This is a genomic window from Egibacter rhizosphaerae (assembly GCF_004322855.1).
Classification (GTDB): Bacteria; Actinomycetota; Nitriliruptoria; order Euzebyales; family Egibacteraceae; genus Egibacter; species Egibacter rhizosphaerae.
In genome coordinates this window covers 1,867,962-1,893,046 of the sequence record NZ_CP036402.1, presented here as the reverse complement: position 1 = coordinate 1,893,046, position 25,085 = coordinate 1,867,962, and the positions used below count along the sequence as shown (strand labels likewise).

The window sequence follows — 25,085 nt, the reverse complement described above, 5'->3', positions numbered from 1 at the left end:
CCGGGCTCGCGTCGCGAGACCCCAGCACGCGAACCCCGACGAAAGGTCCGGGGGTGTCAGTTGATCGGTGTAACGGGGCTGGCCTGACAGGCTGAGCTATCCGCTCGGCCAGAAGGGACAGCTGATGACCGACACGACTGGAGACAACGCCGAGCGGCAACGCTCGGACGACGACCGCGAGGTCGCCGAACGCCTCGTCGAACAGGCGCGCGAGGAAGGCCTCGACCTGGTCGGCCCCGCCGGGGTGCTGACGGGGCTGACCAAGCAGGTGTTCGAGACCGGGCTCGAAGCCGAGCTCTCCGAGCATCTGGGCTACGACAAGCACGCCGCCGAAGGCCGCGACGGCGGCAACTCGCGCAACGGCACACGCGCCAAGACCGTGCTGACCGAGATCGGCCCCGTGCCGCTTGAGGTGCCCAGGGATCGGGAGGGTTCGTTCGAGCCCAAGCTGGTCAAAAGGCGCCAGCGGCGCCTGTCAGGCGTCGATGAGATGGTGCTGTCGCTGACCGCGAAGGGGTTGACCACCGGGGAGGTGTCCGCGCACCTGGCGGAGGTGTACGGCGCCGAGGTGTCGCGCGAGACGGTGTCGAAGATCACCGACCGCATCCAGAGAGGAAATGGGCGACTGGCTCAAGCCGGCCGCTCGAGCGCGTCTACGCCGCAGTGTTCGTCGCGCGCGTCGTGGCCCGAGGTCCGCGACGGGCAGGTCACCAACCGGCCCGCGGACACCGCCATCGGCGTGACCGCCGACGGCACCAGAGACATCCACAGGCATCTGGATCGGCCAGGGCGGCGAAGGCGCCAAGTTCTGGCTGCAGGTCCTGACCGAGACCCGAGAACCGCGGCACCGAGGACGTGTGCATCGTCGTCTGCGACGGCCTCAAGGGGCTACCGGAGTCGATCGAGGCGACGTGGCCGCTGGCGGTGATCCAGACCTGTGTGCTCCCACCTGCATCGGCCACACCTTCCGGCTGGCCTCACGCCGCGACTGGGACGCCATGGCCCGCGACCTGCGGCCGGTGTACACCGCGCCCAGCGAGCACGCCGCCAAGGAGCGCCTCGCCGACTTCAACGAGCTCTGGGGCGAGCAGTACCCCGCGGTCACCAAGCTGTGGGAGAACAGCTGGACCGAGTTCGTGCCCTTCCTCGACTACAGCCCCGAGATCCGCCGGGTGATCTACTCCACCAACGCGATCGAATCACTGCACGCGCGCATGCGCCGAGCGACCAGGGCGCGCGGTCACTTCCCCAACGAGCAGGCCGCGCTGAAGTGCCTGTACCTGGCGGTGCGCAGCCTCGACCCCACCGGCCGCGGTAGAAGGAGGTGGATGAACCGCTGGAAGCCCGCCCTCAACGCGTTCCAGATCACGTTCGAGGGCCGCCTGCTACCCGCAGGAGAGTGACCACGTGGCCAGCCCCGATACACCGTGCATCTGACAGTCCCACGCCACATGCACACGTTGGCTACAGGGTTCATCCTAGGGGACCGGTACTGGACTAGCGTCATCCCGCCGTAGGGTCCGTGAGGGAGGCAACTTGGAAGGCAAGGGGCTCACAACATGAACGCTGCTCCACTATTGGCGTTGGTAATCTTGATGGGCGGCGCAGTGCTGCTCGTGTACGTATTGGTGCTCCTCCGCCGGATCACGACGGCTGTCGAAGGCATACACCGGCGCTTGGAGGAACTGAGCGATAGCCGGGAGGTCTGAGCGTCGGGGAGAGCCACCGGCCCATCAGTAGACGCAGGAATCGGCACGGGCGCGCCCGCGACCTCCTCCGGCTGCGACGCAGGGACCGGATTGAAGTGTGACAGACTCCAGCAACTGACAGTGCTGTGACCAGCAGTTTCGTGGGTCTAGTCCGGTGTTTGTCCTGGTCAGAGCCTTGGACTCCATCACATCCGCAATCCGGTCCCTGCTGCGACGGGCTTCGTGCACCGAACCCCCGCATCTCTGCCGAGCCCGCCAGCTTGCCGCGGGAGCTTGATTACTGCCCCTAGGTTACAGCTTGCTGCCGCGCTTGGGCGCGGCTGTAATCGGCGAGGACGCCGCGCGCCGCCACTGCTTCGCGTCGACGGTCCGCCCAGATCTTCGGCGCACCCTCGTCACGCAACCGATGATACGGCCACTACTGAGGGTCCTTGTCAAAGGCTGCGCCGAACCGCGACCGCTTCGCCAGCGCCGCTCCACGCAACCGCGCCGTCTTCTCGGTCAGTGCCCACAGCACCCGCTCGTCGATCTCGGACGGACGCACGTGCGTGGTGCTGGTCGCGCACTCCGGCTGGTCGACCACGCTGCATAGTTGCCGCGCTGACTCCACCGATTATCGCGTTGCGCACCCATCGCCAGTCACGATGCGGCAGTCGCCGCGAAGTGCAGTCACCCACCCGCAAGACCTTGTGGGCACTGGAGCAGACTGACCACCCCCTTATCGATGGCGGCTTGCGGCACGGTCGTGGGGCTGGTGCGCATCGCGCCGCCGTCGGACGCGCCCCAGGACGGCCTCACCCCGCCCGCGTGACGATTGCCGTGCCGCCGAAGTCGGTGGCCTCCCACCCGTGACGGGAGGGCAGCCAGTAGCCGAGGCGGTCAAGTACATCGTCGGCGGCCTCGGTCTCGGGGTCCCCGTCGGCGCGCGATGGGGTCGCCGGGCTCGATGATGCCGGCCTCGTCGTACGAGGCGTCGAAGATGAGAAGCTCGGGATCGCCCGCCGTGCGCACCGTTTGGGCGGTCAGTTTCCTGCTCATCGGCTCGCCCCTTCCCCGTCGGGCGAGGCGGGCAGCTGACCGAGCCAGCTGGGGTCGCGACCTCGCTCCGGGGAGCTGCGCTCTACGTCACGCCACCGCCTCGACGCATGCGTCTCGACAGCGACACCATCGCCACTCGGGCAGGGCACTCCGGTCATCTCCAACCAGGCGGGACCTCCGCCGGCCACCAGCGAAGACATTCACTGGCCACGAGCGGGGACCTCAACTGGCCACAGACGGGGGACTTTCTCATGGTGTGAGCGGACACGGCTCGACGGCGAAGGTCCTGACCACCCGGCGAGGGCATCGACGAGCACGAGGCGCGGGAACTCCGCGCCCCGCGTCGAAGGGGTCCTCGCAAGGGCCCTACCGCCTCGCCCCCACGGTCGTGGAAGCCCGCGCCAGCGTCGGGTTCACGCTCTCCCCTCCCCCACGGCGGACCCGAGGCGCTCATCTCCAGCGCTGCCGATGCCATGTACGCCCACGAGGCGCAGCGGACCGACGAGGCGTCGCCTTGAGCCGGGAAGGTGCGCGTCGCGGAGCGACAGTGACCCCGGGCGCCACCAACCCCATCTCCCCATGGACCGCGAGGGCTCGGAGCATCCTGCGAGCCGCGTGCACAACCGGTTGACGCGCTTGACCGCGATCCGACAGGTCAGTCGCCCGGGCCGCTCCCCTACCTCGGGTGCGCACCCCGCGCGCTCCCTGGCGGGCCCCGCCGGACAGCAGCATGAGCACCCTTCCTGGCGAAGCCAATCAATCCAGACACCCCTTGCGTTCGCGCTGCCTTCTGTTAGTTTCGCCTCGCCACTGCGCGTCACGATGCCATGACGTGCTTACACTTGCCCTAACAGTGGTTCTCGTGGTAGCGCAGTGGACAGGGGGAATCACAGCACCGTGGCAAAGGAGCCGCAATGCCGGTCCGCATAACTGCTCACTGGGGTATCACGGCAGTCGCTACCTTCATCATGCTGGCTGCGGTTTGCGTCGCATTCCTGGTAACGGGAACAGCGCACGCGGACGTCTCAGATGGGGCAAACGAAGCGAACGACGACGTTTATGACGCGTTCCCGGACGCGACCCCGGAAGAACGCGAAGAGATTGTGGAGATCGTCGAGAACGCCGCGACTAGAGGCCTAACCGACCGAGAAATCGAGTACGTCGAGGAAACCTATCCAGAGCTCGTCGAGATCGACCTGCCCGACCCGAACGCGGACCCCACTGTCAGCTACGAGATTCGCGACGCCGCGGGCAATGTGGTTTCCAGCGCCGAGGACGTCGATGCCGATGATTTCGATGGTCCAGCGATCGAGGAGGTGCCAAGTTCAGATGACGTAGGGACTCAATCGACTTGTTACGATTGGTTCGGCACGGTGACAGTGCCTGGGACATGGGGCACCCTCCTAGTTCTGGAGCGCCACGCGACCTACTGCTTCAACGGCGACAACGTCACCTCGTTGTACAACACCTTCAACCGTGTCCAAGAGTCTGCGATGCAGATGACACGGCAGGGCGTCGTATACGAAACCGATGATGCTACACCAAGCAGTTACGTCGAAAGCGCCACCCAGGAGCTTTGGTCCTATAACCTCGCTGGCACCATAACCAACTATCACCCAGAGGTGATCTTGCAGATGTGGGGTGGTGGCGGCTCGAACGTGCAATCAGACTATTGATCGCCAAGCCGGCAAGCTAGCCTCGACTATTCACGCCAGCGAGGTGGGTGGCGGGGCGCCTGAAGTGTGGTGACCCCCTGACCTGCGAGGGTGCTGCTTGTCCAAGAGCAGTCCCTCGAGACCAGGGGGTCACCGTGCGGGTGAAGGCTAGCAAGTCGGCGGGCGGGTTCGTTGTTACCGGTGATGGGGTCGGGCTGGAGGGTCGGGCGGGGTTGTCGTTGCCGGCGCAGCTGGCTAACCAGGTCGGGTTGACTGGGGCGCTGCGGCAGGCTTTGGCGGGGGTGCGGTCGTGGCGGGATCATCATCCGGGGGTGGTCGCGCGGGATCTGGCGGTGCTGCTGATCGACTGGGGCGAGTGCGTCTCCGCTCCCGCGTCCCGCGATCCGGTGCTGTTTGGCGAGCATCCCGGGCAGGCGACCGCGTCGCAGCCGACCGCGTGGCGCCCCCCGTGTGATCTCGTTGGGATGAAGTCAGGCCTCTCGCGGCCGCGTGTCGGTGCTCCCCTCGGTGCTATGGCCGGAGCCGCGGCCGTGTCTGTCCTGGTCAGCGGCGTACAATCCCGACCGCGCCGGCGCGTAGCGCAGCGCCCGCGACGGGGACCGCGCGGGGTTTATCCCAACGGAATCACACGGGGGGCGTGGCGCACCATCGAGGCGATCGCCGATGGCGAGCGGCGATCACCCGAATCGAGGACGCGCTGGCGCGGGTGCGGGCGCATGTGCGGGGTCTGCCCGGCGGCGCGCCGCCGGGCCTGGACGCCGACATCGACGATGGCGTCGTCGATGGTGTGTCCAGCGATACCCAGGCCGAGCTTGCGGCGCTGAAGCGACGCAACCGCCAGTTGGAGCAGGAGAACGAGATCCTGCGCCGCGCGGCGGCGTACTTCGCCAAGGACACGCTCCCAAAATGATGCACCCGCTGGTCCGCGACCTCGCCGCCGAGGGGTTCCCTGTGGTGGTGACCTGCGGGGTGCTGGGGTTCACACCCCAGGCCTACTACCAGTGGGCCGCCTGCCCGGTGACCCAGCGCGACTCGGTGCGACGCGCACCTGGTCAACGCGATCATCGACATCCACGCCGACGATCCCGAGTTCGGCTACCGGTTCATCGCCGACGAGCTCGCCGCGGCCGGCTGGGCGGCCTCGGAGAACCGCGTGCAGCGGCTGTGTGGCCAGCACGGGATCGCCCCGGTCACCCAGCGGCGTCGGCGTGGCAGGGGCGGCCAGGCGCCCGGCCCGCCGGTGCACGACGACCTGGTCAGCCGACGCTTCGCGGTCGACGGGATCGATCGCGTGTGGTTCACCGACATCAGCGAGCACCCCACCGCCGAAGGCAAGCTGTACATCTGCGCGGTCAAGGACACTTGCTCGCGACGGATCGTGGGCTGGGCCACCGGCGCGCGCATGACCAGCGATCTCGCCGATGCCGCGCTGCGCACCGCTCTCGCGCGCCGTCCCGGGGCCACCGTGGTCGTACACAGCGACCGTGGCGGGGAGTTCCGCTCCCCCCGGTATCAGCGCACCCTGCGCGCCCACGGCCTGTCCGGGTCGATGGGCCGCGTCGCATCAGCCGGCGACAACGCCGCCATGGAGAGCTTCTTCGCGCTGCTGCAACGCAGGCGTCCTCGACCGCAGGCGCTGGGCCACCCGCGAAGACCTCGCGGTGGCCATCGCCCTGTGGATCGAACGCACCTACCACCGCCGTCGACGCCAACGAGGCCTCGGCAAGCTCACCCCCATCGAGTACGAAACCGTCCTCGGCCACGAATCAGGGAAGCCGATCCGGAAGGTGCAGCGCCCAGACGCGCTCGTTGTCGCGCCGCACCCGCGGCCCACACTGGGAGATCGCGGGCGGCCCCGAGTGCCAGCCAGGCGGGGCTGCTCCGCCCGCGAGAGGTGGGTGACCAGGCCACGCGGCTGGCGGCGCCGAGCAGACGGTGGCTGTCGGCGGTCGGCTGGTCGACCTGCACGAGCTCCCCGGGTGAGTCGGCGCCGGTCACTCGGGCCAACTCGAGCCCGCCCGCGCAAGGCGGCTCGGCAGCGAGCACGAGCAGCGGCGCCTCGGGGGCTTCGATGGCATCGAGCGCGGCGATGAACGCCGCGGCGAACCGTTCGCGGGTTCTGGCGGTCACGGGCCGGTAGTGTGCGCCTCGGTTGGTCATGCGCTGATGGTGCGGGGGCGCCGAGCTCCGGCGCACTCGCCCCTCGCACGCGACGGGAGGCGCGCGGTCCCCCGGGGGTGGGTGACCGGCGCGCCAAGCGCCTACCACACGGCGTGGGCTTCATTGGGCGTAGCTGCGCGCATGAGGTTCCCGCTACGTCCACTGCGGGGGTGAGTTCGCACGGCGCGTGTGCGCCGTCTGCCTGCTCAGCGCCGACTGCTTGCGGTTCGCGTTCGACGCCACCTCCTCACTCGCCGGGGTGTGGGGGCGCCACGGCGCGCGCCAAATGCGCGTAGCTCGCCGCCGAGCTCGACCAGCGCCGCCGCCCCTCGACTCCCGAGGAGGGAATCGACGGCGATCTCGAGCCGCTCCTCGGGTCCCCAGCCGGCTTCGCGCCAGCGCCCTCACTGCCCGCTCGTACGAAACTCTCGCAGCGCCGACGCTGCGGCCCAGCCCAGCACGGCAGACCGACCGGGTGCGCCCGCCCGCGCTGCGCCGACGGGCTCAGCCTCTCCCGCCGAACTCCGCGTCGCCGAGGCCACCGTCCGCGACGACCTCCGCGTACGAGGACCGACCCTGCAGCTGCGGGGCGCGTGGCGCTGACGCACCAATGTGGCATGCTCCCCCGACGGCATCCCGAACAAGGATCGCGAGGAGTAGGGATGGTCACTGACGCGCAGCACCGCCTGCTCACCGTGTGCGCACTCCGCCACGATGGCTCAGGTCCGGACTGGAACGTGGTGGCCCGCGAGGCCCTCCGCGGCGACGGGCCCGACCTGTTGGGCGAGGGGCAGGTACACGAGCGGTCGACGGCGGCCGACAGCACCCGCGAACTACTGCGTGCTGTCCTGCATGACGATTGGGACCGCGCCAGCGAGCGCGTGCAGCAGGAGCTGCAGCTCGCGGAAGAGGCAGGCGCCTCCCTGGTCACGGTCCTCGACGAGGACTACCCCGCCACCCTTCGGCTCGTCCACGATCTGCCGCCGTTCCTGTTCATCCGAGGACACCTCACCGAGGACGACCTCGTGTCCGTCGCGGTCGTCGGCACCCGCCAGCCAAGTGACCTCGGACTGCGCCGCGCTGCTCAGATCTCCCACAAGCTCGCAGCTCGTGGCGTCACCGTCGCCTCCGGGCTCGCCCAGGGCATCGACGGGGCAGCGCACCTCGCCGCGATGGATGCCGACGGCCGCACCATCGCCGTGATGGGAACCGGCATCACCCGCATTTACCCCGCCCACCACGCCGAGCTCGCCGACCGCATCCTCGACGAGAAGCGCGGCGCGCTGGTCTCGCAGTTCTGGCCCTCGATGCCGCCGGCGCGGCACACCTTCCCGCGCCGCAACCGCACCATGTCAGGCATCACCCAAGGAACGGTCGTGGTCGAGGCAAGCCAGACCAGCGGCGCGAAAATGCAGGCCAGACTCGCGCTCGAGCACGGCAAGCGCGTGTGGCTACTGCGCAGCCTCGTCACCGGACAGACGTGGGCGCACAAGTACGTCCACGAGCGCGGCGCCGTCGAGGTAGCCGACGTCGATGACGTCCTTCGGGAGCTCGCCAGCCCAGCGCAGATCGCCAGGGCGGGGCAGCGCGCCCGCCAGCTCGCACTTGACGTCCTCTGACCGGGCCGCACGAGGTCTCGCGTGACCTGGGAGCCACCTCCGGAACCGGCCGGCTTCCCCGACTGCGCGGAGTGCGCCTACCAGCTCACCGGCCCGGTGGAGACCTGTTACGGCTGTGCACATCAGAGCATGGAGGCGGTCTCGGCCTACGCTTGTCCGGTCTGCAGCCAGGCACGCGAGTCGTCGGATGACCCGTGCATCAACAGCCTCTGCAACGACCCCGCTCGGAGCATCGAGGCGATCGACGCGATCGCGATGCACTCGGGGGGACTCAAGCGCGCCATCGAGCGATACAAGTACCAGCGGCAGTGGGGGTGGAAGCTCATCTTCGCGCGGCTACTGCTCGGCTACCTCGACCGCCACTACGCGCCCTGGGACGTCGGTCTCGTAGTAGCGGCGCCCACCTGGACCGGGTCAGGAGGCCGCAGCTTCGGCCACACCGAGGAGGTCGTACGACAGGCGGCCGAGTCGGACATGCTCGGCTATTGGCCGCTCGACGACAGCCCCCAACCCGTCCTCACCCTGACCCGTGCTACGCGGACGTCCGCTCGCGGGACTCTGCCCGAGAAACGCGCCGCCGCCGACGACCTCGCCGCCGCCACCGTCGTGCCAGACCCCAGCCGAATCCGCCGCCTCGTCCTCGTCTACGACGACGTCTGCACCTCCGGGCACACCCTCGACGCGCTCGCGCGAGTGCTGCGCCGCCACGGCGCCGAGAGAGTGCGCGGCGTCGTCCTCGCCCGAAGGGGCTGGGGATAGCCCGAGTCCGGCTTAGCGCTCCCACCTCGACATCAGATCCGCCATCCCCGCCATCTTCCACCGTCCCCCGCGCCGGCGGCCCCCCGCGTCGCAGGGCGCGAAGTGCAGATCGTCGCCGTGCCCGTGTGACGATGCCCGCGTCGGCCGCGCCTCGTCTCCCTTTCACCTGTGGGCGGGAGGTGGGGGCTCAGCGCATTCGTCACAACCGCGATCTACATTGCCTAGTGGACGAAGCGTCCGGTCGGGGGCACACCGGACGCGGAGCGGGGCGGGAGCATGGACCCAGCAACGACAGCGCCACCGAACAGCGGCCCTCCGCTGCACCCCGATCGCGACGACGACTGGGTCGACGAGCTGCTGGGCTACGAGGGGCCGCCCGACTACACGGTCGCGGCGCTGCGCGAGCTGCGTCTGCGCGACGACGGCGCGGATGTCTGGCTCGGCGCGTTGGACCAGGTACTCGCCGCGCTCACCTGCTGGCTGGCGCGACTGCGGGTGCGCCACGGCGCGACGGCAGCGCTGCACGTGCAGCTGCCCCGCGGCGCGCACGAGGTCGCCGCCATGCTGGGGATCTTCGCCCAACTCGCGCGGTTGCGGTCCACGCTCGACGGCGCGCGCCGCGAGCCCCCGTTTCACGGGTCGGTCACGGTCATCGGGATGGACAGCGCGCTGCAGCGCCGTCTGCGCCGCGTGAGCCTACACAACGTCGGCCTCGCCGAGGGGCTCGCGGTGCACCGGGTCCGCAGCGACGGACAGCTGGTCGACCCCTCGGGGGCGATCGTGCCCTACCGCGTGGGCCGCCAGCGGATGCTGTACCTCAACACGCGCGTGGGCTATCCCCCCTGCCGGGCGAGCGCGACGGGCTGGTGGTCATCGATCGCACCACCTTCCGCAACCCCGACCTGCGCGCGCGGGCGCTTGACTGGGCAGAGGCGCACGAGGCGCGCCGGCTGGTCGTGGTCAGCGACCTCGGCGACCGCGAGACCGCCCGCGTGGTCGACGAGCGCTGCGCGGTCGTGTCGCACTGGCCGGTGATCGACGAACTCGTCGCCGCCCTGTGGCGCTCGGGCGGGCGCGAGCGGACCCGCTCGCCGCTGACCACCAGCGCGCTGCTCGACCGCGACCCCGGCGAGGTGGCCTACAGTGACGTGCACGCGCCCGCGTTCGACCGCAGCATGCGGCAGGCGATCACGCTGCTCACCGACGCCCACCGCGTCGCCGAGGAGCTGCCCTACCCGCTGCAGGCCGCGCGCCGCACACTGAACACGCTGGTGCAGCTGGCCAGCACCGCCGAGGCGTTCAACCGCTCCGCGGCGCTTGACCACCGCGCCCGCACCCTCAACAGCCTGCGCGCCGACGTCGCCCGCACCCGCAGCAGCGACCTCGGCGGGATGTGGCACCGGTACGCCGCAACGCGCTGGGAGGGGCTGCGCGCGCTCATCCTCGACCTCGTCGACGGCCTCACCGCGGACAACCCCAAGTTCCTCGCACTGCTCAGCGCCCTCGAAGTGAGCGCGCGGCGCTACCCCGAGCACCGCCTCGTGGTGCGGGTGGCCAGCGAGGCCGCCGCGGCCGCGGTGGTCGACGACCTCCTCGAGTACGGCGAGCACGAGTTGGCGCTGGGCGACCAGCGCCTGCAAATCGTGCCGTGGACCGCGCGCCTGCCGTGGTCCGAGCGCGACACCACCGAGATCCTCCCCGCGCTGCCGCCGCGGTCGCGCCGCGAGGCGCTGTGGTCGGGCGAGGCCAACCGACGCATCGTGCTTGCCTACCCGTGGGAGGTCGAGGCGCTGCCCGGCCTCCTCGACGCGGAGGCCGACCGCGCCAGCGCGGCGCTGCGGCGCTCGTTCCCGCTGCAGGGCCTGGACGCCGACGCCGCGCCGCGCGCCGCCGCCGCCACGCCGCGGCGGTTCGACGGGATCCCCCCCGGCCCCGAGCCCGCGGTCACCCCGGTCGACCTCGACGTCGACCTCGCAGGGCTCACCGCCGACCTCGCCGCGCTCGAGCGCGTCGCCGACGATCCCGGCGACCGCGACGCGCCGCGGCCCGGGGGCGGCGCGTCGCACGCGCCGGTGCCCGGCTACGCCGTCGAGCTCGAACCGTCGGGGCAGGTGTGGCTGGTGCCGCAGGACTCCGCCATCGAGCGGGTCGCGGCCATGAGCTACCGGCGATGGCACGTCGAGGATCTGGCACCCGGCGATCAGGTCATCGTCGCTCGCGGCACGGGCCGCGAGGACCTGTTCACCCGCCTGGTCGAGGAAAAGCACCGCGACCACGACGTGCAGGACCTCAAAGTCGTCATTGAACGCTGGCGGCGCGCCTGCCGCGCGGTCGTCGCCGACTGCGACCAGCACCAGCCCACCATCGAAGCGCGGTTGCGCCACGCCGGCTGCCAGGTGCGCACCCAGCTCGACGCGTGGGCCCATGGCCGCACCATCGCGCCACAACACCCCGAGGACATCGCCTGCATCGCCCGTCTCGCCGGCGACGAGTGGCTGCAGCGGCACTGGCGCCGCGTCGCCGAGGTCGCCCGCGAGCTCCGCGGCCTGCACCAGCGCATCGGCCGGGTGATCTCCGGCGCCATGCGCGAGGCCGCCGACGGGGCGGGCCCCAACCTGCGGGCGCTGGCCGCCGAGCTCGGCGGCGACCCCTCGGACGTCCTCGACGAGTTCGAGGTCGCCACCGTCCGCCGCATCGAACCACGCGAGGAGATCCCCGCCCACGCCCTCGGGGGCGTGCACCCACCTGGCACCTGACCCCGGCCCTTGAGCCCGGTGGCAGTCAGCATTCACCGCGACGACGACCCCACCGCACCGACCTAGCGCCCACCGCACCGACAGCAACGTCATCACCCCAGACGGCAGAGGAGCGGTTCGTGCACCACGCCGACAGCGTCCACCCCGACTTCGGTCCCGCGGCCACCGCCACCGGCGGCGCGCCGCACCCCGGACAGCGACCCGAGAACGCCGCCGAAGGCGCGCTGGTCGACCACGTCCTCGGGGTCGTGGCCACCGAGCTCACCGACCGCGCGGGCGGGCGGCACGCACCCCCGTGGGATCCCAAGCAGCAGGTCCGCGTCGGGGTGCTGCGCCCCCAGGTGCGGCCCCCGCGCGAGGAACGCGACGGTCAGCCGCGTGGCGACGCCAGCGACGACGAGGAGGATGACGAGCGGCTCGACGTCAACCACGAGCCGCTGGCGCTAGGCCTCGACTTCGCGGCGCAACCCGACCAGCCCACCCACACCGCCCCCAAGCTCACGCTGGCGGTGGACGTGCGGTTCGCGCTGTACCAACCGCTGCTGCCCGCCCGCGAGGAGATGGCCCGACACGTGCGCGAGCAGGCCGCCCAACACGACGCCACCGACGGCGCGAGCGACGAAGGCGACGAAGACGGGGGCCGCAGGCCCACGCGCGTGCCCGTGCCCCACGCGTGGCTGCGCACCGACGTCGAAGCCCTCGACCTGCCCCTGACCCTCACCGTCGACGGCTCCCACACCGTCGAACGCGACGCCGTGGCCGCCGCGGCCCGGGACGCGGTCGAGGCGCACTACCGCCGCGCCGACGCCGCTCGCCCGTTCACCAGCGCACGCACCGTGGCAGTGCGCTCGCTCGATGGCGACGCGGCGTGGACCGAGGCGGCGCGCGAGCGCACCGATCCCCAGTGGACGCCCGACGCCCCCCGGCCCGAGGTCGTGGCGTTCGCCGAACCGCTGCCCGACGGACGCGCCATCGTGTCGGTGTCGCTAGTCAACCGCACCCAGGTCGACCTCGGCGCGTTCCAGGACCTCGCGCTGTACGACTGCCGCGTCGCGGTGCGCCCACGCGCAGGTGCCCGCGTCGTGCGCCAACGGTTCAGCCTGGCCTCCGAGGACTACCGCTACGCGGAGCAGCGCGACGTCATCGGCCACGGCCGCAACTGCGTGGCGGCCGGCGATGAGCAGGAGCTGCGGTCGGAGACACTGCCCCGCCACGTGCAACGCATCGTGCGGCCGCGCACCGACCATGTCCCAGGGCTGCGCTGGGCCGCGCTCGCCACCGACCCGCAGCCGGTGCTCGGGGGCGTCGAAGACGCGATGCGCGACTACCTCGCCGCGTGGGACCGCTTCCTCGCCGAGGCCACTTTCGCCGATACCCGCACCCGCGACGACGCCGAAGCCGAGCGCGCCGGCTTCGCCGCGGAACTCGAGCGCTTCGCGCTCGGCCGCCAGCTGCTGCGCACCGACTCCGAGCTGCGCACCGCGTTCACGCTGGCCAACCAGGCGTTCGATCACGCCAACGCCGCCGACCCGCAGGTGCACTCGTGGCGGCTGTTCCAGCTCGTGTACATCGTCTCCCAGCTGCCCGGCCTCGCCGCGCGCTGCCACCGCAATGACCCACAGCTCCGCGCCGAGCTCGACAGCGCCGACGTGCTGTGGTTCCCCACCGGCGGCGGCAAGACCGAGGCCTACCTCGGGCTCGTCCTCGCCGCGGCGTTCTACGACCGGCTCCGCGGCAAACACGCCGGCGTGACCGCGTGGCTGCGGTTCCCGCTGCGGATGCTGTCGGTGCAGCAGCTCGCCCGCGTGCTCGACGTGCTGGTCGCCGCCGACCGGGTGCGCGAAGAGCAGCTCGACGGGCTCGGCGCCCCCTTCGAGCTCGGCTACCTCGTGGGTTCGACGAACACGCCCAACCAGCTGCAGTACGAGAGCCGCTGGTGGCCTGGCATCGACCGCGCGGACGAACTGACCGAAGAGGACAAGCTGCACCGGCGGCTGGTCGCGGCCTGCCCGCACTGCGGCGACCACGACGGCGTGCGGCTGGAACCCGACCCCCCGCGCGTGCGTATCCTGCACCGCTGCAAGGTATGTGATACCGACCTGCCGATCCACATGAGCGACGACGAGGTGTACCGCTACCAGCCCACCGTGCTGGTCTCCACCACCGACAAGATCACCGGCTTCTCGCACTTCGGCGAGTTCACCTCCCTGAACTGGGGCCCCGCCAAGCGCTGCCCCGACCACGGCTACTTCACCTACCGGTGCCTGGCCGGCAACCGCTGCGAGCGCGCCACCCAGGAGATGGCGCAGGTAGACGCGTGGCCCGACCCGGTGCCCGCCCTGGTGATCCAGGACGAGCTGCACCTGGTCCGCGAGGAGCTTGGCACGTTCGCGGCCCACTACGACGGGCTGCTCGCCGAGTTGCAGCGCAGCGGACCGTCGCAGCTGCCGAGCAAGATGTTGGCCGCGACCGCCACCATCGAGCAGTACGAGGACCAGCTTCGGCAGGTGTACGGGCGACACCCGCGACGGTTCCCCTCCCCCGGCTTCGAGGCGGCCAAGAGCTTCTACACCGCCGAGACCCCTGACGTGCGCCGCGTGTTCCTCGGGCTCATGCCCACTGGCGGGGGCACCACCAAGGTCGAGGTCGCCGGCAAGGTGCAGTCCACGTTCGTGCGCGTCATCGCCGAGCTGCAAGACGACCTGCCCGCCGCACAACACATCATCGAGCGGCGCTGCGGGCAGACACCGACCGCCAACGAGGCCCTCGAGCTGCTGTTCCAGTACGAGGTGTCACTGGGGTATGTGAACAACCGCGGCCACGGCGCGAGCATCGCCGACGACCTACGCGAGCTCAGCCGAACGCTGGAGGAACGCCACCGTGAGCCGTTGTTGTTCGACCAGCTCACCGGCGACGTGCCCATCGGCCAGCTCGCCGCGGCGATCGACCAGGTCGAGGACGCCGACCCATCGACCGCGCGCGGGCAGCGGCTGCGCGCCCTGGTCGGCACTTCGGTGGTCTCGCACGGGGTGGACATCAGCCGCTTGAACTTGATGGTGATGACCGGGCTGCCGACCACGATCGCCGACTACATCCAGGCGACCAGCCGCGCCGGCCGCTCCCACGTCGGCGCGGTCGTTACCGTGTTCGACCACTTCGCGCGCCGCGAGGCGTCGTCGTTCGCGCACTTCGACACCGCGCACCGGTTCCTCGACCACACCGTCGAGCCGGTCCCGGTAAACAAGTACGCCCGCAACGCGGTCGACCGCACGCTACCGGGCCTGGCCATGGCGCTGCTTTGGGACATGACCCGCGATCCCGCCAACGACCCGCCGGAGGGCGGCATCCGGCGCGTGCGCAACTTCCGGCCGTGGTGGGAACCGCGGGCGGCGATCCTCGAGCCGGTGTTGCGCGACCGGCTCGAGCGGGCCTACCGCGCGGTCGTGGCCACTGCGGTCGACCGCACCCTCGAGGACCAGCTCGTCGAACGCGCGCTTGACCGCTGGGACCACTACGAACGCAACCAGATGGTCACCTACGAGCAGGACAACACCAAGGAACTGTTCCTTGAACGGGTGATGGAGAACCTCCGCGACGTCGACGAGGCCGTGGGCTTCGACCCGTGGCCGCGAGCCGGCCAGATCTACGAGGCGCTGCTCGGCCAGAGAGGGACGTGATGCAACGCAGCCGCTCGCAGACGCTGTACCGCTACCTGCCCGGCGCGGTGTACCTGCACGACGACGAGCTGGTCGTGCGCACCTCGGTGGTGCGCGGCAACCCGCTGGGCCCCACCATCAACAAGAACGCGCTGCTCGCCGAGGTCGAGCACGAGCTGCGCCGGTGGGACGAGGACAAGCGCGCCGGCATCCGGGTGCCGCGGGACACCAGCGACGAGGCCTTCGTGGTCATCGAACCCGTGCTCGTGCAGTGGGAGGTGTGGCCGCTGGTGTTCCAATGCGCCAACCGCCACTGCCAGCGCGTCCGCCGCTTCTACCGCGACGAGCAGGTCCTCGAGGCCCGCGAAGGCGACCAGCGGGTGCGCTGTGAGCACTGCCGCTCGCGGCTGCGCCAGCTGCGCTACTACAGCGCGCACGCGTGCGGGCGGATCCAGCCAATGTTCGTGCCGACCTGCCGCGGGTGCGGCAGCGACGAGAACGTCTTCCTCGAGGACACCGGCTCGTTCGAGACCGCGGCTTGGCGGTGCCGAACCTGCGGCAACGCCTACATCAAGGGCACGCGCATGTCGCCGTGCGACTGCGGTCAGTACCTCTCCCCCCAGCAGACCAGCAGCCAAGCGTTCATGCGCCAGTACACCGTCCGAGACCCCCGCAGCTTCTACCCGCAGACCGTGTCGTTGCTGAACTTGAAGACCAACGCCTACGAGCAGCTGCAGCGCCACCACGCCCGCGGGCGCATCGCCGCCGCCTCCTACCTCGGCGACGAGGCCCGCGTGGGGATTGCGCTGAACGAGCTCGCGGGCGGGGAGTCCGGCGAGCGCATGAGCCAAGAGGAGTGGGAGGAGGCGATACGCACCAAGTACAGCCAACTCGACGACGACGAGATCGAGGCAATCCGCCGCCGCCGCGGACCCGCCACCGAGGGGGTGGCGGCAACCAGCGACCTCAGCGCCGCGGCCTGCGGCCTCGCCGCCGAGCGGCGCATGCTGGAACGCGCGACCCTGTACGACCCTCAGCAGGTCGCCCGCTACCGGCTCGAGGACGCGCACGACGAGGCGCAGCGGACCGGGCGCACCGCGCAGGAGCGCGCGCTCCTGCGCGCCCGCGAACGCGCCGGCGAGCTGGGCGTGGACGAACTTGCGGTGACCGACCAGTTCCCCATCGCCGTGGCCGCCTACGGCTACACGCGCACCTCCAAGCGCCCCAACACCTCGACGCTGCGTGGGTTCGCGCGCCGTGGCGAGTACGACAACAAGGACCCGATCTTCGCGGTCACTACCGACACCGAGGCGGCGCTGGTGGCGTTGTCGGCCGTCGACGTGCTGGCCTGGCTGCGGCGCCGCGGCAGCTACCCCGCCCCGGTGCCCTCCGACGAGCGCGACGCCCGCGCCGCGGTGCTGGAGATGTTCGCCGTCGAGGAGACCGCCCCCGAGGGGCCGCAGGACACCCGCGTGCTCGTGCACACGCTCTCGCATGTGCTCCTGCGCGCTCTCGACGATGGGCGCACCGGGTTCGGGGAGGCGTCGCTGGCCGAGTGGCTGGTGCCCGAGACGCTGACGATCAGCATCTATGTGTCCAGCTTCCAGTCTCACACCCTGGGGGCGCTGTGGACGCTGCTGCACAGCCGCAGCCTCGAGTGGATGGAACGCGCGTTCGATGCGAGCTGGCGCTGCGACAACGACCCGCTGTGCCACCACCGCCGCCCGCGTGCGTGCGAGCGCTGCTTGTACCTCACGTTCGGCTGCCGACGGTTCAACAGCGATCTCTCGCGCGAACTCGCGATGGACTTCTGGCGCACCTAGGGGGAGCGGCGGCGCGAATGGACGATCTGGTCACGTTTGCCGGGCAACTGGCCGATGTCACGGGCGGCTACGGCGGGGCCGCCGCGCTGGCGTACCGGATGGGCGAGCAGGGCGCCGCCGCGCTCAACGTTGCCCACGGCGACGTGCGCGTGGCACTGCGGAGGCAGGCTCGTGAGCTCGGCCTGGTCGACGCGCACGACCGCGGCACCCTGGCGCGCACGGCGCTGCTGACCACGGTGTGCGAGGTGCTGCGCGCTGCACCCCCCGCGCCCCGCCGCCGCCGGGCCGCGACCCCTCACTGGTGTTCACCGTGCCCGAGCCCGCGCAGGGGCTCATCGAACCGCGCGAGCGGCTCGACCTCTTTGTTGAGCGGGTGATCCGCATGGCCACCAGCGAGGTGCTGCTCGGCGGCCCGTTCTGGAACGACCCGGGCATCCAGCGGCTGCTCAACGTGCTGGCCCCCGCGATCACCGAACGCGGCGTGGCCTGCGCCTTCTACGTGCACGCTTGGCCCGACGCCGCGGCGCGTGACCGGCTGGGTGCGCTGATCGGTGCGGTCGGCGCACCCCCGCAGGTGCGCACCTGGTGGTACCAGGGGCCTGCGCGGTCGCTGATGCACGCCAAGTTCGTCGCCGACTGCCGCGAGGGCTACCTGGGCACCGCCAACCTCAGCTCGCAGGGACCGGAGCAGCACGTCGAGATCGGTGCGGCCTGGGCGCCCGCCAGTGCGAGCAACTGCGCGGGCTGCTGGGCTCGCTCACCGAGGCAGGCCTGTTCGTCGCCGACCCCGCGGAGGCGGGCGCTTGCCCACCTGATCCCCCTGCCGGGCGGTAGGTTGCCGCGCGTCCACTGGCCAGCATGCGCGCTAAAGCGCACGCAAGACGCACTGGAGGTGCACGAGTGGGTGGTGTGGCAGTGACCTCAGACCCCCAGGAAACCCCGGGGGGGCGACCTGCCGCGCCGCCGGGGGTGGTCAGCCCACTGCGCCACCTCGACACCTCTGCGGTGTCCGCAGCCGCGCGGCGCGAGAGCCGCGCGCGCGAGCGGCACGTGCCGCCGGTGTCGACCTACCGGTGGTGGGCGCGCCGCACCGAGGCAGTCACCGGCGGGGTACTCGATGCCGTCGCCGCAGATGCGCCCGATCCGCGGCTGCTAGTCGTCGACCCGTTTGCCGGCGGCGGCACGGTTGCGCTGTCGGCCACCGTGCGCGGCCACCGCGTGTACGCCCAGGACATCAACCCGTGGGCGGCGGCGGGACTGGCGACGATGCTGTCCCTGCCGCCGCGGGAGGCGCTGCTCGAGGCCGCCGACGCGCTGCACGAGTCCTGCCGCTCGCTGCTAGAGCGCGCCTATGCCACCCGCTCCACGACCGGTGAGCCCGCTGCGGTGGCGCACACGATCCGGGTCGCGGCGGGCCGCTGCCCGGAGTGCGACGCGCGCTGGCGGCTGTACCCCTACGCGCTGGTGAGCCGCCGCCAGCGCGTCGACACCCTCGCCAGCGGCGACGACGCGTGGCTGGCCTGTGCCTACGGGCACCTGTTCGCCGGCCGCGCGAGCGCGCCCTCGACCTGCCCCGTATGTCGGCTTCGGGTCTCGCCCGAGGACCGCTACACCGCGGCCCGCGTGTTTCGCTGCCCCTGCGGCGCGGCCGCACCGTTGAGAGATGTCGCGGCGAACGGCCTCGAGTGGGACCCTGTGCTCGTCGAACGCGTCGCCGAGAGCCGCCGCGACCTCAGCCCTCCCACCGCGGCCGAGATCGCCCAGGCCACCGAGGGGTGGGCGCCTGACCGCGACCTCGGCGCGATCCCTGTGGGCGTGGAGACCCGAGCGCTGCACAGCTTCGGCTACCGCCGGTGGCAGGACTGCTACCCGCCGCGCCAGCAAGTAGTCCTCGAGGGGGTGCTACGCGCGGTCGAGGAGCTGTCCGCGGCCGAGGAGGTGCGCGCCGCCCTGCGGCTGGCTGTCCTCGGGTCGACCGAGATGGCCGGTTACCTGTCGCGGTGGGAGCGTCGCTACCTCAAGGCCTACGAGGCGGTGTCCTCGCACCGGTTCAGCCTCACCACGCTGGCGTGTGAACCGCACGTGTGGGGCGTGGGGCCGGTCGGACGCGGCACGGTGCGCCGCCGCGTGGACGCGCTGGCCCGCAGCGCGGAGTGGCTGCGCGCCCACGCCGGCGAGCTCACCGTCGACGGGCCCCGGTCCGCGCAGCAGCGCCGCGGTCGCATGCCCGCGCGCGTGGATGTGCGGGTGACCCGCGGCTCGTCGCACCGGATGCTGCTGCCCGCCCACAGCGCCGACGTGATCTGGACCGACCCGCCCTACCACGACGATGTGCACTACGGCGAGCTGTCCGGACTGTTTCGGGCGTGGGACGGCACGGGCGAACTGCTGGCTGACGAGGCGGTGGCCACTGCCTTAGACGACGTCGACTACCAGCGGCTACTCACGTGGGTGTTCGTGGAGTGCCGCCGCGTCCTCAAACCCGGCGGGCATCTGCTGTTGAGCTACGCCAATCGCGAACCGCGGGCGTGGGCGGCGCTGTTCGCCGCCCTCTCGGCTGCGGGGTTCCGCGCCTGCGGCTACGAGGTGGTGCACGCCGAGAACGACGCCGACCACGGCAAGCGCGGCGTGCGCGCGTGCACCATGGACGCGGTGCTCGATCTCGTGCCCGCGGCCGCGGGCACGCCGGCCGCGCCGCACCGCCCGCAGCGTTGCTGCGGCGACGCGCAGGAGCGGTTTCTGCTGCGGGTGGGGGAGTGGTTCCTCGCCGCCGTGGACCCCGCGGCGGGCGCGTGGTGGGAGCCGATGGTGGCGCAGCTATGCGCCGAGCCGTTCCTCGCCCCTCACCCCCCCGGCTAGCCCACGGGCCGCGGCAACCGGGAGGGCTGGCAGAGGTTGCGCGGTGCTGGCGAGGCGGGACGGTGCGGTGAGCAACGCGAGATCCCGTTGTGTGTCCTCGTGGTCACTGACGCCCCCCGACCCTCAGCCTGCCCGAAACACCACCCCCCGCGCACTGCACGCAAGCGGTTGACACGAGCGCGGGCGCCGCATTTACTTGCGCGACCGTTGCCGACGCGTCTACGCGGGCCGCCGGTATCGGGGCGGGCAGTAGATCGGGTGGGAGGGAATCGCGATGCCCTATGACAAGTCCTGTCGAGACTGTGAACGTTGCCGCGTCTGCAAGGGCGCGGGGAAGGCGCCTGCGACGTTCGGCAACTGCACCGAGTGTCGGGGACGGGGCGGAACGCCCTGCGCCCGCCACCGCTAGCCGACGCGCGCGACCGGCCGAGCGGCCGGTCGCGCCTGAACCAGGATGGGCGGGGCGATCCTTGAGGCGCTCTACCGCGTCCCCTGATCAAGCGAGTCCGGTATGGCCAAAGCAAGGTTCTACGACATGGACACGAGCCTGCGCGCCGAGGCGCTCGAAACGGTGTTCCGCGACGCCGTGCAACGGTCGAGCGGCTTGGGCGCCAAGGCCGACCTGTTCTCCCCCGAGGACTCCGACGAGCTGATCGACGGTGCTGAGGAGTTCGTCGTCGAGCCGGCGCTCGAGCTCGGCGCAGAATACCGTGCTCGCGGCTTGGGGGCGCACGTCGGCGTGCTCGTGCTCTCGGTGTACGAGGAGGACGGCAGCGACCGTCGGTTGGCACGGCTGCGGGAGACGCGCGCTGGCACGCTGCTGTCGTTGCGCGTCATGCCCGCGGCCGCGCAACGAGTGGTCGACGAGGTCGGCGAACGTGACCGCACCATGATCGTGCACAAGGAACGCGGCCGTATCTAGTCGGTGGCGCGGGCACGCCGCGACCCCTCGGTGATGAGGGCGTGGCGTGCGATCGGTTGCGGCGCGGCCGCGTTCGCAGGCTGCTCCCACCCAAACCCGACGGGCCGACATTGCGCGCCCACCTCGGCCGCGGCACGCCACGACGCAGGCTGCTGCCCGGCCACGTGGCTGACCTCTGATCGGCTAGCCAAAGCGGTGTACCGCCGGGCGTGGCAGCAGCGGATGGAGTCCGTCGCCCCTCCCGCCTCGGCTGCGGGTTGACGCGATTGTCGTGCGAGGTAAGATCCGGACTCTCGCTCAGTAACGAAGCGACACGCAGAGTGGCACGCGTCGCCCGCGACCGGCACCGACCGGCAGGAACGGCGACACAGCTGGCAGGACAAAACCGCAGGTCACGCCCGCACCGACCGAGCCGAGGGTTACACTACGGATCAGAAGGTCGGGGGTTCGAATCCTCCCCGGCGCGCCAGCACCATTCGTACGTACAACTGACGCATCGCCGCTGGTCAAAGCGCTGCGAATGCGCTCCTGCCGAGTGCTCGCCCATTAGCGAGCGGGTTCAGTCGGCCACGCCGTTCTCGAACATCTGCGGCCTCCTTGCGGACGGCACTCGCCATAAGCCTGGGCTGCATGGCGCGCCGAGCCTCAGGAACGTCTGCGGTGGGTGAAACGACGACCGTGTCGGCGGCCGACCCCTCATGCGCCTTCGGACCGGCTGTCTGCGTCAGCTGGGAACTCGCCGAGCAAATCGGAGGGCGATACAACGCGCAGGTCGTCGGCACCGTCAAGGGCGCGGTGGATGCCCCGATCGCCAGTAAGCAGGCGGTCTGCGCGCCTGCGGCGGGCGAGGGCCACCAAGTAGTCATCGGAGGGATCGGCAACGCCGACCGCAGGGACGTGCGCCGCATCCTCTGCGACTTCAGCGAGTTCGGCGAGCTGTCCCGCCAGTTCCTCAGCGCCGGCGACGCTGAACCACCGCCGAAACCGCTCCTCACGCGCACGTTGCACGAAACGATCAAGCAGCTCCGGAGAGGCGATCGGCGTGGCGTGGACAACGATCCTGCGCACCGCCTGGTCGCTGGCGCCACCAGGCGCGATCAACGCCGACAGCAGCACGTTGGGGTCGATGACGACCCGCAACGTCAGCGTCCGTAGACGATCTTGGCCGCCTCGTCTTCGGACCGCGGGTCAAGATTGCTGGCCTGGACCTCGTCGAGCTTGGCGAGGAACAGGTCCCGCGCGAGCTGGTCGTTGACCCACTGCTCTGGGTCCAGGCCCTGGGCGGCCGCGACCTCATCGACCCTCGCTGCCACCTGCTCGTTCAGTCGCACGGTCCGTGTCTTGGCCATCGCTGCCAGCGTACGCGTCTCACCCGACGCGCGGGCCTAACCTGGCAAGGCTTGAACGCGTCGCCCGGTCCGGGGAGTCAGACCGAACTCGGTCTGCCCCCACCGTGACGATGCGCAACCCGCACCCACCCGAGCCGCCTACCGTGGCCGCCCGGTGGGGCAGCATGTCAGGTACACTTGCGGTCCTAGACTGGGTTCGCAGACTGACTCCGTGACCCGTGCGGGGATGCCGCGACCGTGGCCGACGAGGTGCCGACCACACGGGAGGATCAGTCATGCCCGCCACCGGGCGCGAAACCCTCGTGTTTGACCGCCAGGACCTCTCCAGATCCCGCTTTCGGACGGTCAGGCTGAACGAGGCCCGATTCCACCTCGTCGACCTCCGCGGCGCCCGGTTCGATCAGGTGGTGCTCGATGGCGCCGTGATGCGCGGCGCCGACCTGATCGACGTCGAGATCGACGGCGAGGTGTCCAACCTTGTCGTCAACGGCGTGGACGTCGCGCCGCTCATCGAGGCCGAGCTGGACCGGCGCGACCCGGAACGCCGAAGGATGCGTCCGACCGACCCGGACGGGTTCCGTGAGGCCTGGGACATCATCGAACGACGGTGGGACGAGACGGTCGCCCGCGCGCGGGGCCTGGACCCAGCACTGCTGCACGCGTCGGTCGACGGCGAGTGGTCGTTCATCCAGACGATGCGGCACCTCGTGTTCGCCACCGACGCGTGGGTCCGGCGCGCCGTCCTGGGGCAACCGCGCCCCTGGGACCCCCTCGGCCTGCCGCACACCACCTTCCGCGAGCTGCCTGGCGTCCCGAACGACCCAGACGCGCGCCCCTCCCTCGACCAGGTCCTCGCGCTGCGCCAGGACCGGATGCAGACGGTGCGTCAGCTGCTCGACGGTCTCACCCAGGAGCGTCTCGACGAAGAGACCGAGCCGGTCACCGAGCCCGGATACCCGGAACCCGACCACTACCCGGTCCGTGGCTGTGTGGAAACGATCCTTGAAGAGGAGTGGCGCCACCGAGAGTTCGCCGAGCGTGACCTCGCCGTGCTGCAAGCCCGCGAAGGAGACGGCGACGGCGCCGGGACGCGCCCAGGCGAAGCCGGCTGACGTGGAGGTCGCGTTCCCTGCCGCATCGGCCGGTAGCGCCACCCGGGCGTCGACGAGCTTGGCAAGTCTCGGCCGCCGCGCCAGCGTGGCAGACGCGGCCATCCGACCCGGCCCCCGTTGGGACATGCCACACCACGACCTACCGCTTCGATCCCCGGGACCCCCCTCCGAACGTGGGCGGCGCCGTGCCCGACCTGCCGTTCCGCTACGGCGCAAAGGACACCCGCCGGCTCGAGGCCCGACCAGACGTGCTGACGTTCACCAGCGACGCGCTCGAAGACCAATGCGACGTGGTCGGCCCGGTGGCGGCACAGTTGCACGTACGATCGAGTCGGGACCACACCGACTTCTACACCAAGCTCTGCGACGTCACGCCCCGCGGGAGATCGATCCATATCTGCGATGGGATCACTCGTCTCTCACCCGACCAGGCACGCCCCGACGACTCCGGCATTCACCGGGTAGTGATCGACATGGCCGGCACCGCCTATCGCTTCCCAGCAGGCCACCGCATACGCCTGCAAGTCTCCAGCGGAGCCCACCCCCGGTTCACCCGCAATCTCGGAACAGCAGAACCGCTCGCCACAGCAACCAGCATGCACCCTGCCGAGCAGGAACTCATGCACGGCGGCCCATACCCTTCCCGGCTGCTGCTGCCAATACATCGCTGATCATGAAGGCTGGAACACGGATGAGGAGCTGGATATCGTCGTGGAGACGGCCGCGACAACGCGTCGTCTTTGTGTCCAACGGGCGCGAAGTGGTCGCCTCGTCGTACCCCGCATGCCGGAGGTTCGCAATCCCGTCCTCGTAACTCGCCAATGACCGTAGACATCACGAAGCCGCCGAACCGCCGTTGGCTAGGGTGTCGCCCGTCCGGTCAGGCGCCGTCCGTGAGGTGGGGGATGAGTCGTGAGCGCCGCATCATCGAGAACTTGGTCTATCTGAGCGATTCGCTGCTCGAGGATTTCGATGCTGATGAACTCTTGGGCGAGTTGTGCGAGCGCTGCGTGGAGCTGTTGGACGTCGACGCGGCTGGAGTGATGCTCGCGATGGACCCCGAGCAGCTACGAGCCGTCGCGGCCAGCAGTGTGAGCATGGACCAGTTGGAGGTGTTCGAGGTTGCCGCCGCGGAGGGCCCGTCCTATGGGGCCTACGTGGCAGGAGCGCCGGTGGTGGAGGCCGACCTCAACAACGCCGCCGACCGGTGGCCACGGTTCGTGCCGCGGGCGCTCGAGCTCGGGTTCGTCGGAGGCTACGGGTTCCCGCTGCGGCTGCGTGGGCGCACCATCGGGGCGCTGAACCTGTTCCAGGAGGCGCACCGCCAGCCCCTCGGCGACACGGATGCGGTGGTCGCCAAGGGACTCGCGGATGTGGCGGCGATTACTCTCATGCAGGAAGAGATCATCCGATCGAGGGACACCACGGTCTCCCAGCTCACCCACGCACTCGAAGCGCGCGTGGCGGTGGAGCAGGCCAAGGGGCTGCTCGCCGAGCGGCTCGGAATCTCCCCGCACACGGCGTTCGAACGGATGCGCGAGCACGCCCGCTCGCATCGCCGCAAAGTGCGGGACGTCGCCGACGATCTCCTGGCTGGGCGCCCGCTCCAGATCTGAACGCCACCAAGGTTGCACCCCTGTTTCCGGG

General features: G+C 70.8%; 20 protein-coding genes and 1 pseudogene. 17 read left to right on the top strand and 4 right to left on the bottom strand.

Going from position 1 to position 25,085, the window contains the following annotated elements; translation table 11 throughout:
* The first annotated feature begins 124 nt into the window (after positions 1-124).
* Entirely contained in the window at positions 125-928 is an 804-nt protein-coding gene (locus tag ER308_RS22780; RefSeq protein WP_276319880.1) for a transposase, read from the top strand.
* Complete coding sequence (locus ER308_RS22930; RefSeq protein ID WP_338029789.1) at positions 856-1,176, top strand: transposase; 321 nt, start codon at positions 856-858, stop codon at positions 1,174-1,176. The genes ER308_RS22780 and ER308_RS22930 overlap by 73 nt, the downstream gene beginning before the upstream one ends.
* A gap of 951 nt (positions 1,177-2,127) precedes the next feature.
* Here ER308_RS22930 and ER308_RS21495 read toward each other — a convergent pair.
* A complete protein-coding gene (locus ER308_RS21495) occupies positions 2,128-2,292 on the bottom strand; it encodes a hypothetical protein (RefSeq protein WP_165491928.1) in 165 nt (54 codons plus the stop codon).
* Between the two features lie 1,369 nt (positions 2,293-3,661).
* Between ER308_RS21495 and ER308_RS08785 the strand changes: the two genes are divergently transcribed.
* On the top strand, positions 3,662-4,423 hold the full coding sequence (locus tag ER308_RS08785) for a hypothetical protein (protein WP_131154634.1): 762 nt from the start codon (positions 3,662-3,664) through the stop codon (positions 4,421-4,423).
* An 805-nt stretch (positions 4,424-5,228) separates the two neighbouring features.
* Positions 5,229-6,177: pseudogene (locus ER308_RS22350) on the top strand (IS3 family transposase); the annotation flags it as partial.
* Here ER308_RS22350 and ER308_RS22345 read toward each other — a convergent pair.
* Positions 6,152-6,553, bottom strand: coding sequence for a hypothetical protein (locus ER308_RS22345; RefSeq protein ID WP_165491678.1), 402 nt, complete (start codon positions 6,551-6,553; stop codon positions 6,152-6,154). The pseudogene ER308_RS22350 and the gene ER308_RS22345 overlap by 26 nt on opposite strands.
* 692 nt (positions 6,554-7,245) lie before the next feature.
* On the opposite strand from ER308_RS22345, the gene dprA reads away from it, so the two are divergent.
* From dprA to ER308_RS08720, 10 genes are all read left to right on the top strand, one after another.
* On the top strand, positions 7,246-8,202 hold the full coding sequence (gene dprA, locus ER308_RS08765) for a DNA-processing protein DprA (RefSeq protein WP_131154631.1): 957 nt from the start codon (positions 7,246-7,248) through the stop codon (positions 8,200-8,202).
* A 21-nt stretch (positions 8,203-8,223) separates the two neighbouring features.
* Positions 8,224-8,961: a ComF family protein gene (locus ER308_RS08760; protein ID WP_131154630.1), complete on the top strand. Its 738-nt coding sequence runs from the start codon at positions 8,224-8,226 to the stop codon at positions 8,959-8,961.
* A 276-nt stretch (positions 8,962-9,237) separates the two neighbouring features.
* The gene (locus tag ER308_RS23365) at positions 9,238-9,996 is read left to right on the top strand and encodes a hypothetical protein (RefSeq protein ID WP_131154629.1); all 759 of its coding nucleotides are present in this window, start codon (positions 9,238-9,240) and stop codon (positions 9,994-9,996) included.
* Positions 9,997-10,136: 140 nt separating this feature from the next.
* On the top strand, positions 10,137-11,717 hold the full coding sequence (locus tag ER308_RS08750) for a DISARM anti-phage system protein DrmE domain-containing protein (protein ID WP_476700502.1): 1,581 nt from the start codon (positions 10,137-10,139) through the stop codon (positions 11,715-11,717).
* Between the two features lie 119 nt (positions 11,718-11,836).
* Positions 11,837-15,394 (top strand): helicase C-terminal domain-containing protein, encoded by a 3,558-nt coding sequence (locus tag ER308_RS08745; protein ID WP_131154627.1) that lies wholly within the window; start codon positions 11,837-11,839, stop codon positions 15,392-15,394.
* A complete protein-coding gene (locus ER308_RS08740; RefSeq protein WP_131154626.1) occupies positions 15,394-17,196 on the top strand; it encodes a hypothetical protein in 1,803 nt (600 codons plus the stop codon). Before ER308_RS08745 ends, ER308_RS08740 begins: the two co-directional genes overlap by 1 nt.
* A 17-nt stretch (positions 17,197-17,213) precedes the next feature.
* Positions 17,214-17,573, top strand: a complete 360-nt coding sequence (locus tag ER308_RS21485; RefSeq protein ID WP_165491926.1) for a hypothetical protein — start codon at positions 17,214-17,216, stop codon at positions 17,571-17,573.
* Entirely contained in the window at positions 17,498-18,115 is a 618-nt protein-coding gene (locus tag ER308_RS08730; protein WP_131154624.1) for a phospholipase D-like domain-containing protein, read from the top strand. Before ER308_RS21485 ends, ER308_RS08730 begins: the two co-directional genes overlap by 76 nt.
* Positions 18,116-18,201: 86 nt before the next feature.
* Positions 18,202-20,055: a hypothetical protein gene (locus ER308_RS08725; RefSeq protein WP_131154623.1), complete on the top strand. Its 1,854-nt coding sequence runs from the start codon at positions 18,202-18,204 to the stop codon at positions 20,053-20,055.
* Between the two features lie 511 nt (positions 20,056-20,566).
* A complete protein-coding gene (locus ER308_RS08720; protein ID WP_131154622.1) occupies positions 20,567-20,977 on the top strand; it encodes a hypothetical protein in 411 nt (136 codons plus the stop codon).
* A 696-nt stretch (positions 20,978-21,673) separates the two neighbouring features.
* Here the strand turns inward: ER308_RS08720 and ER308_RS08715 are convergent.
* Complete coding sequence (locus tag ER308_RS08715) at positions 21,674-22,117, bottom strand: putative toxin-antitoxin system toxin component, PIN family (RefSeq protein WP_165491925.1); 444 nt, start codon at positions 22,115-22,117, stop codon at positions 21,674-21,676.
* A 2-nt stretch (positions 22,118-22,119) separates the two neighbouring features.
* Positions 22,120-22,326 (bottom strand): hypothetical protein, encoded by a 207-nt coding sequence (locus tag ER308_RS08710; protein WP_131154620.1) that lies wholly within the window; start codon positions 22,324-22,326, stop codon positions 22,120-22,122.
* 275 nt (positions 22,327-22,601) lie between these two features.
* Between ER308_RS08710 and ER308_RS08705 the strand changes: the two genes are divergently transcribed.
* From ER308_RS08705 to ER308_RS08695, 3 genes are all read left to right on the top strand, one after another.
* Positions 22,602-23,438 (top strand): DinB family protein, encoded by an 837-nt coding sequence (locus tag ER308_RS08705; protein WP_131154619.1) that lies wholly within the window; start codon positions 22,602-22,604, stop codon positions 23,436-23,438.
* A complete protein-coding gene (locus ER308_RS08700; protein ID WP_131154618.1) occupies positions 23,435-24,109 on the top strand; it encodes a CocE/NonD family hydrolase in 675 nt (224 codons plus the stop codon). Before ER308_RS08705 ends, ER308_RS08700 begins: the two co-directional genes overlap by 4 nt.
* Positions 24,110-24,343: 234 nt before the next feature.
* Positions 24,344-25,054: a GAF and ANTAR domain-containing protein gene (locus ER308_RS08695; RefSeq protein WP_165491924.1), complete on the top strand. Its 711-nt coding sequence runs from the start codon at positions 24,344-24,346 to the stop codon at positions 25,052-25,054.
* The last annotated feature ends 31 nt before the right edge of the window (positions 25,055-25,085 follow it).

Coding starts and splice junctions, on each gene's coding strand:
- ER308_RS22780 (WP_276319880.1), top strand. CDS start 125: ATGACCGACACGACTGGAGACAACGCCGAGCGGCAACGCTCGGACGAC.
- ER308_RS08785 (WP_131154634.1), top strand. CDS start 3,662: ATGCCGGTCCGCATAACTGCTCACTGGGGTATCACGGCAGTCGCTACC.
- dprA (WP_131154631.1), top strand. CDS start 7,246: ATGGTCACTGACGCGCAGCACCGCCTGCTCACCGTGTGCGCACTCCGC.
- ER308_RS23365 (WP_131154629.1), top strand. CDS start 9,238: ATGGACCCAGCAACGACAGCGCCACCGAACAGCGGCCCTCCGCTGCAC.
- ER308_RS08750 (WP_476700502.1), top strand. CDS start 10,137: ATGCGGCAGGCGATCACGCTGCTCACCGACGCCCACCGCGTCGCCGAG.
- ER308_RS08740 (WP_131154626.1), top strand. CDS start 15,394: ATGCAACGCAGCCGCTCGCAGACGCTGTACCGCTACCTGCCCGGCGCG.
- ER308_RS21485 (WP_165491926.1), top strand. CDS start 17,214: ATGGACGATCTGGTCACGTTTGCCGGGCAACTGGCCGATGTCACGGGC.
- ER308_RS08720 (WP_131154622.1), top strand. CDS start 20,567: ATGGCCAAAGCAAGGTTCTACGACATGGACACGAGCCTGCGCGCCGAG.
- ER308_RS08710 (WP_131154620.1), bottom strand. CDS start 22,326: ATGGCCAAGACACGGACCGTGCGACTGAACGAGCAGGTGGCAGCGAGG.
- ER308_RS08705 (WP_131154619.1), top strand. CDS start 22,602: ATGCCCGCCACCGGGCGCGAAACCCTCGTGTTTGACCGCCAGGACCTC.
- ER308_RS08695 (WP_165491924.1), top strand. CDS start 24,344: ATGAGTCGTGAGCGCCGCATCATCGAGAACTTGGTCTATCTGAGCGAT.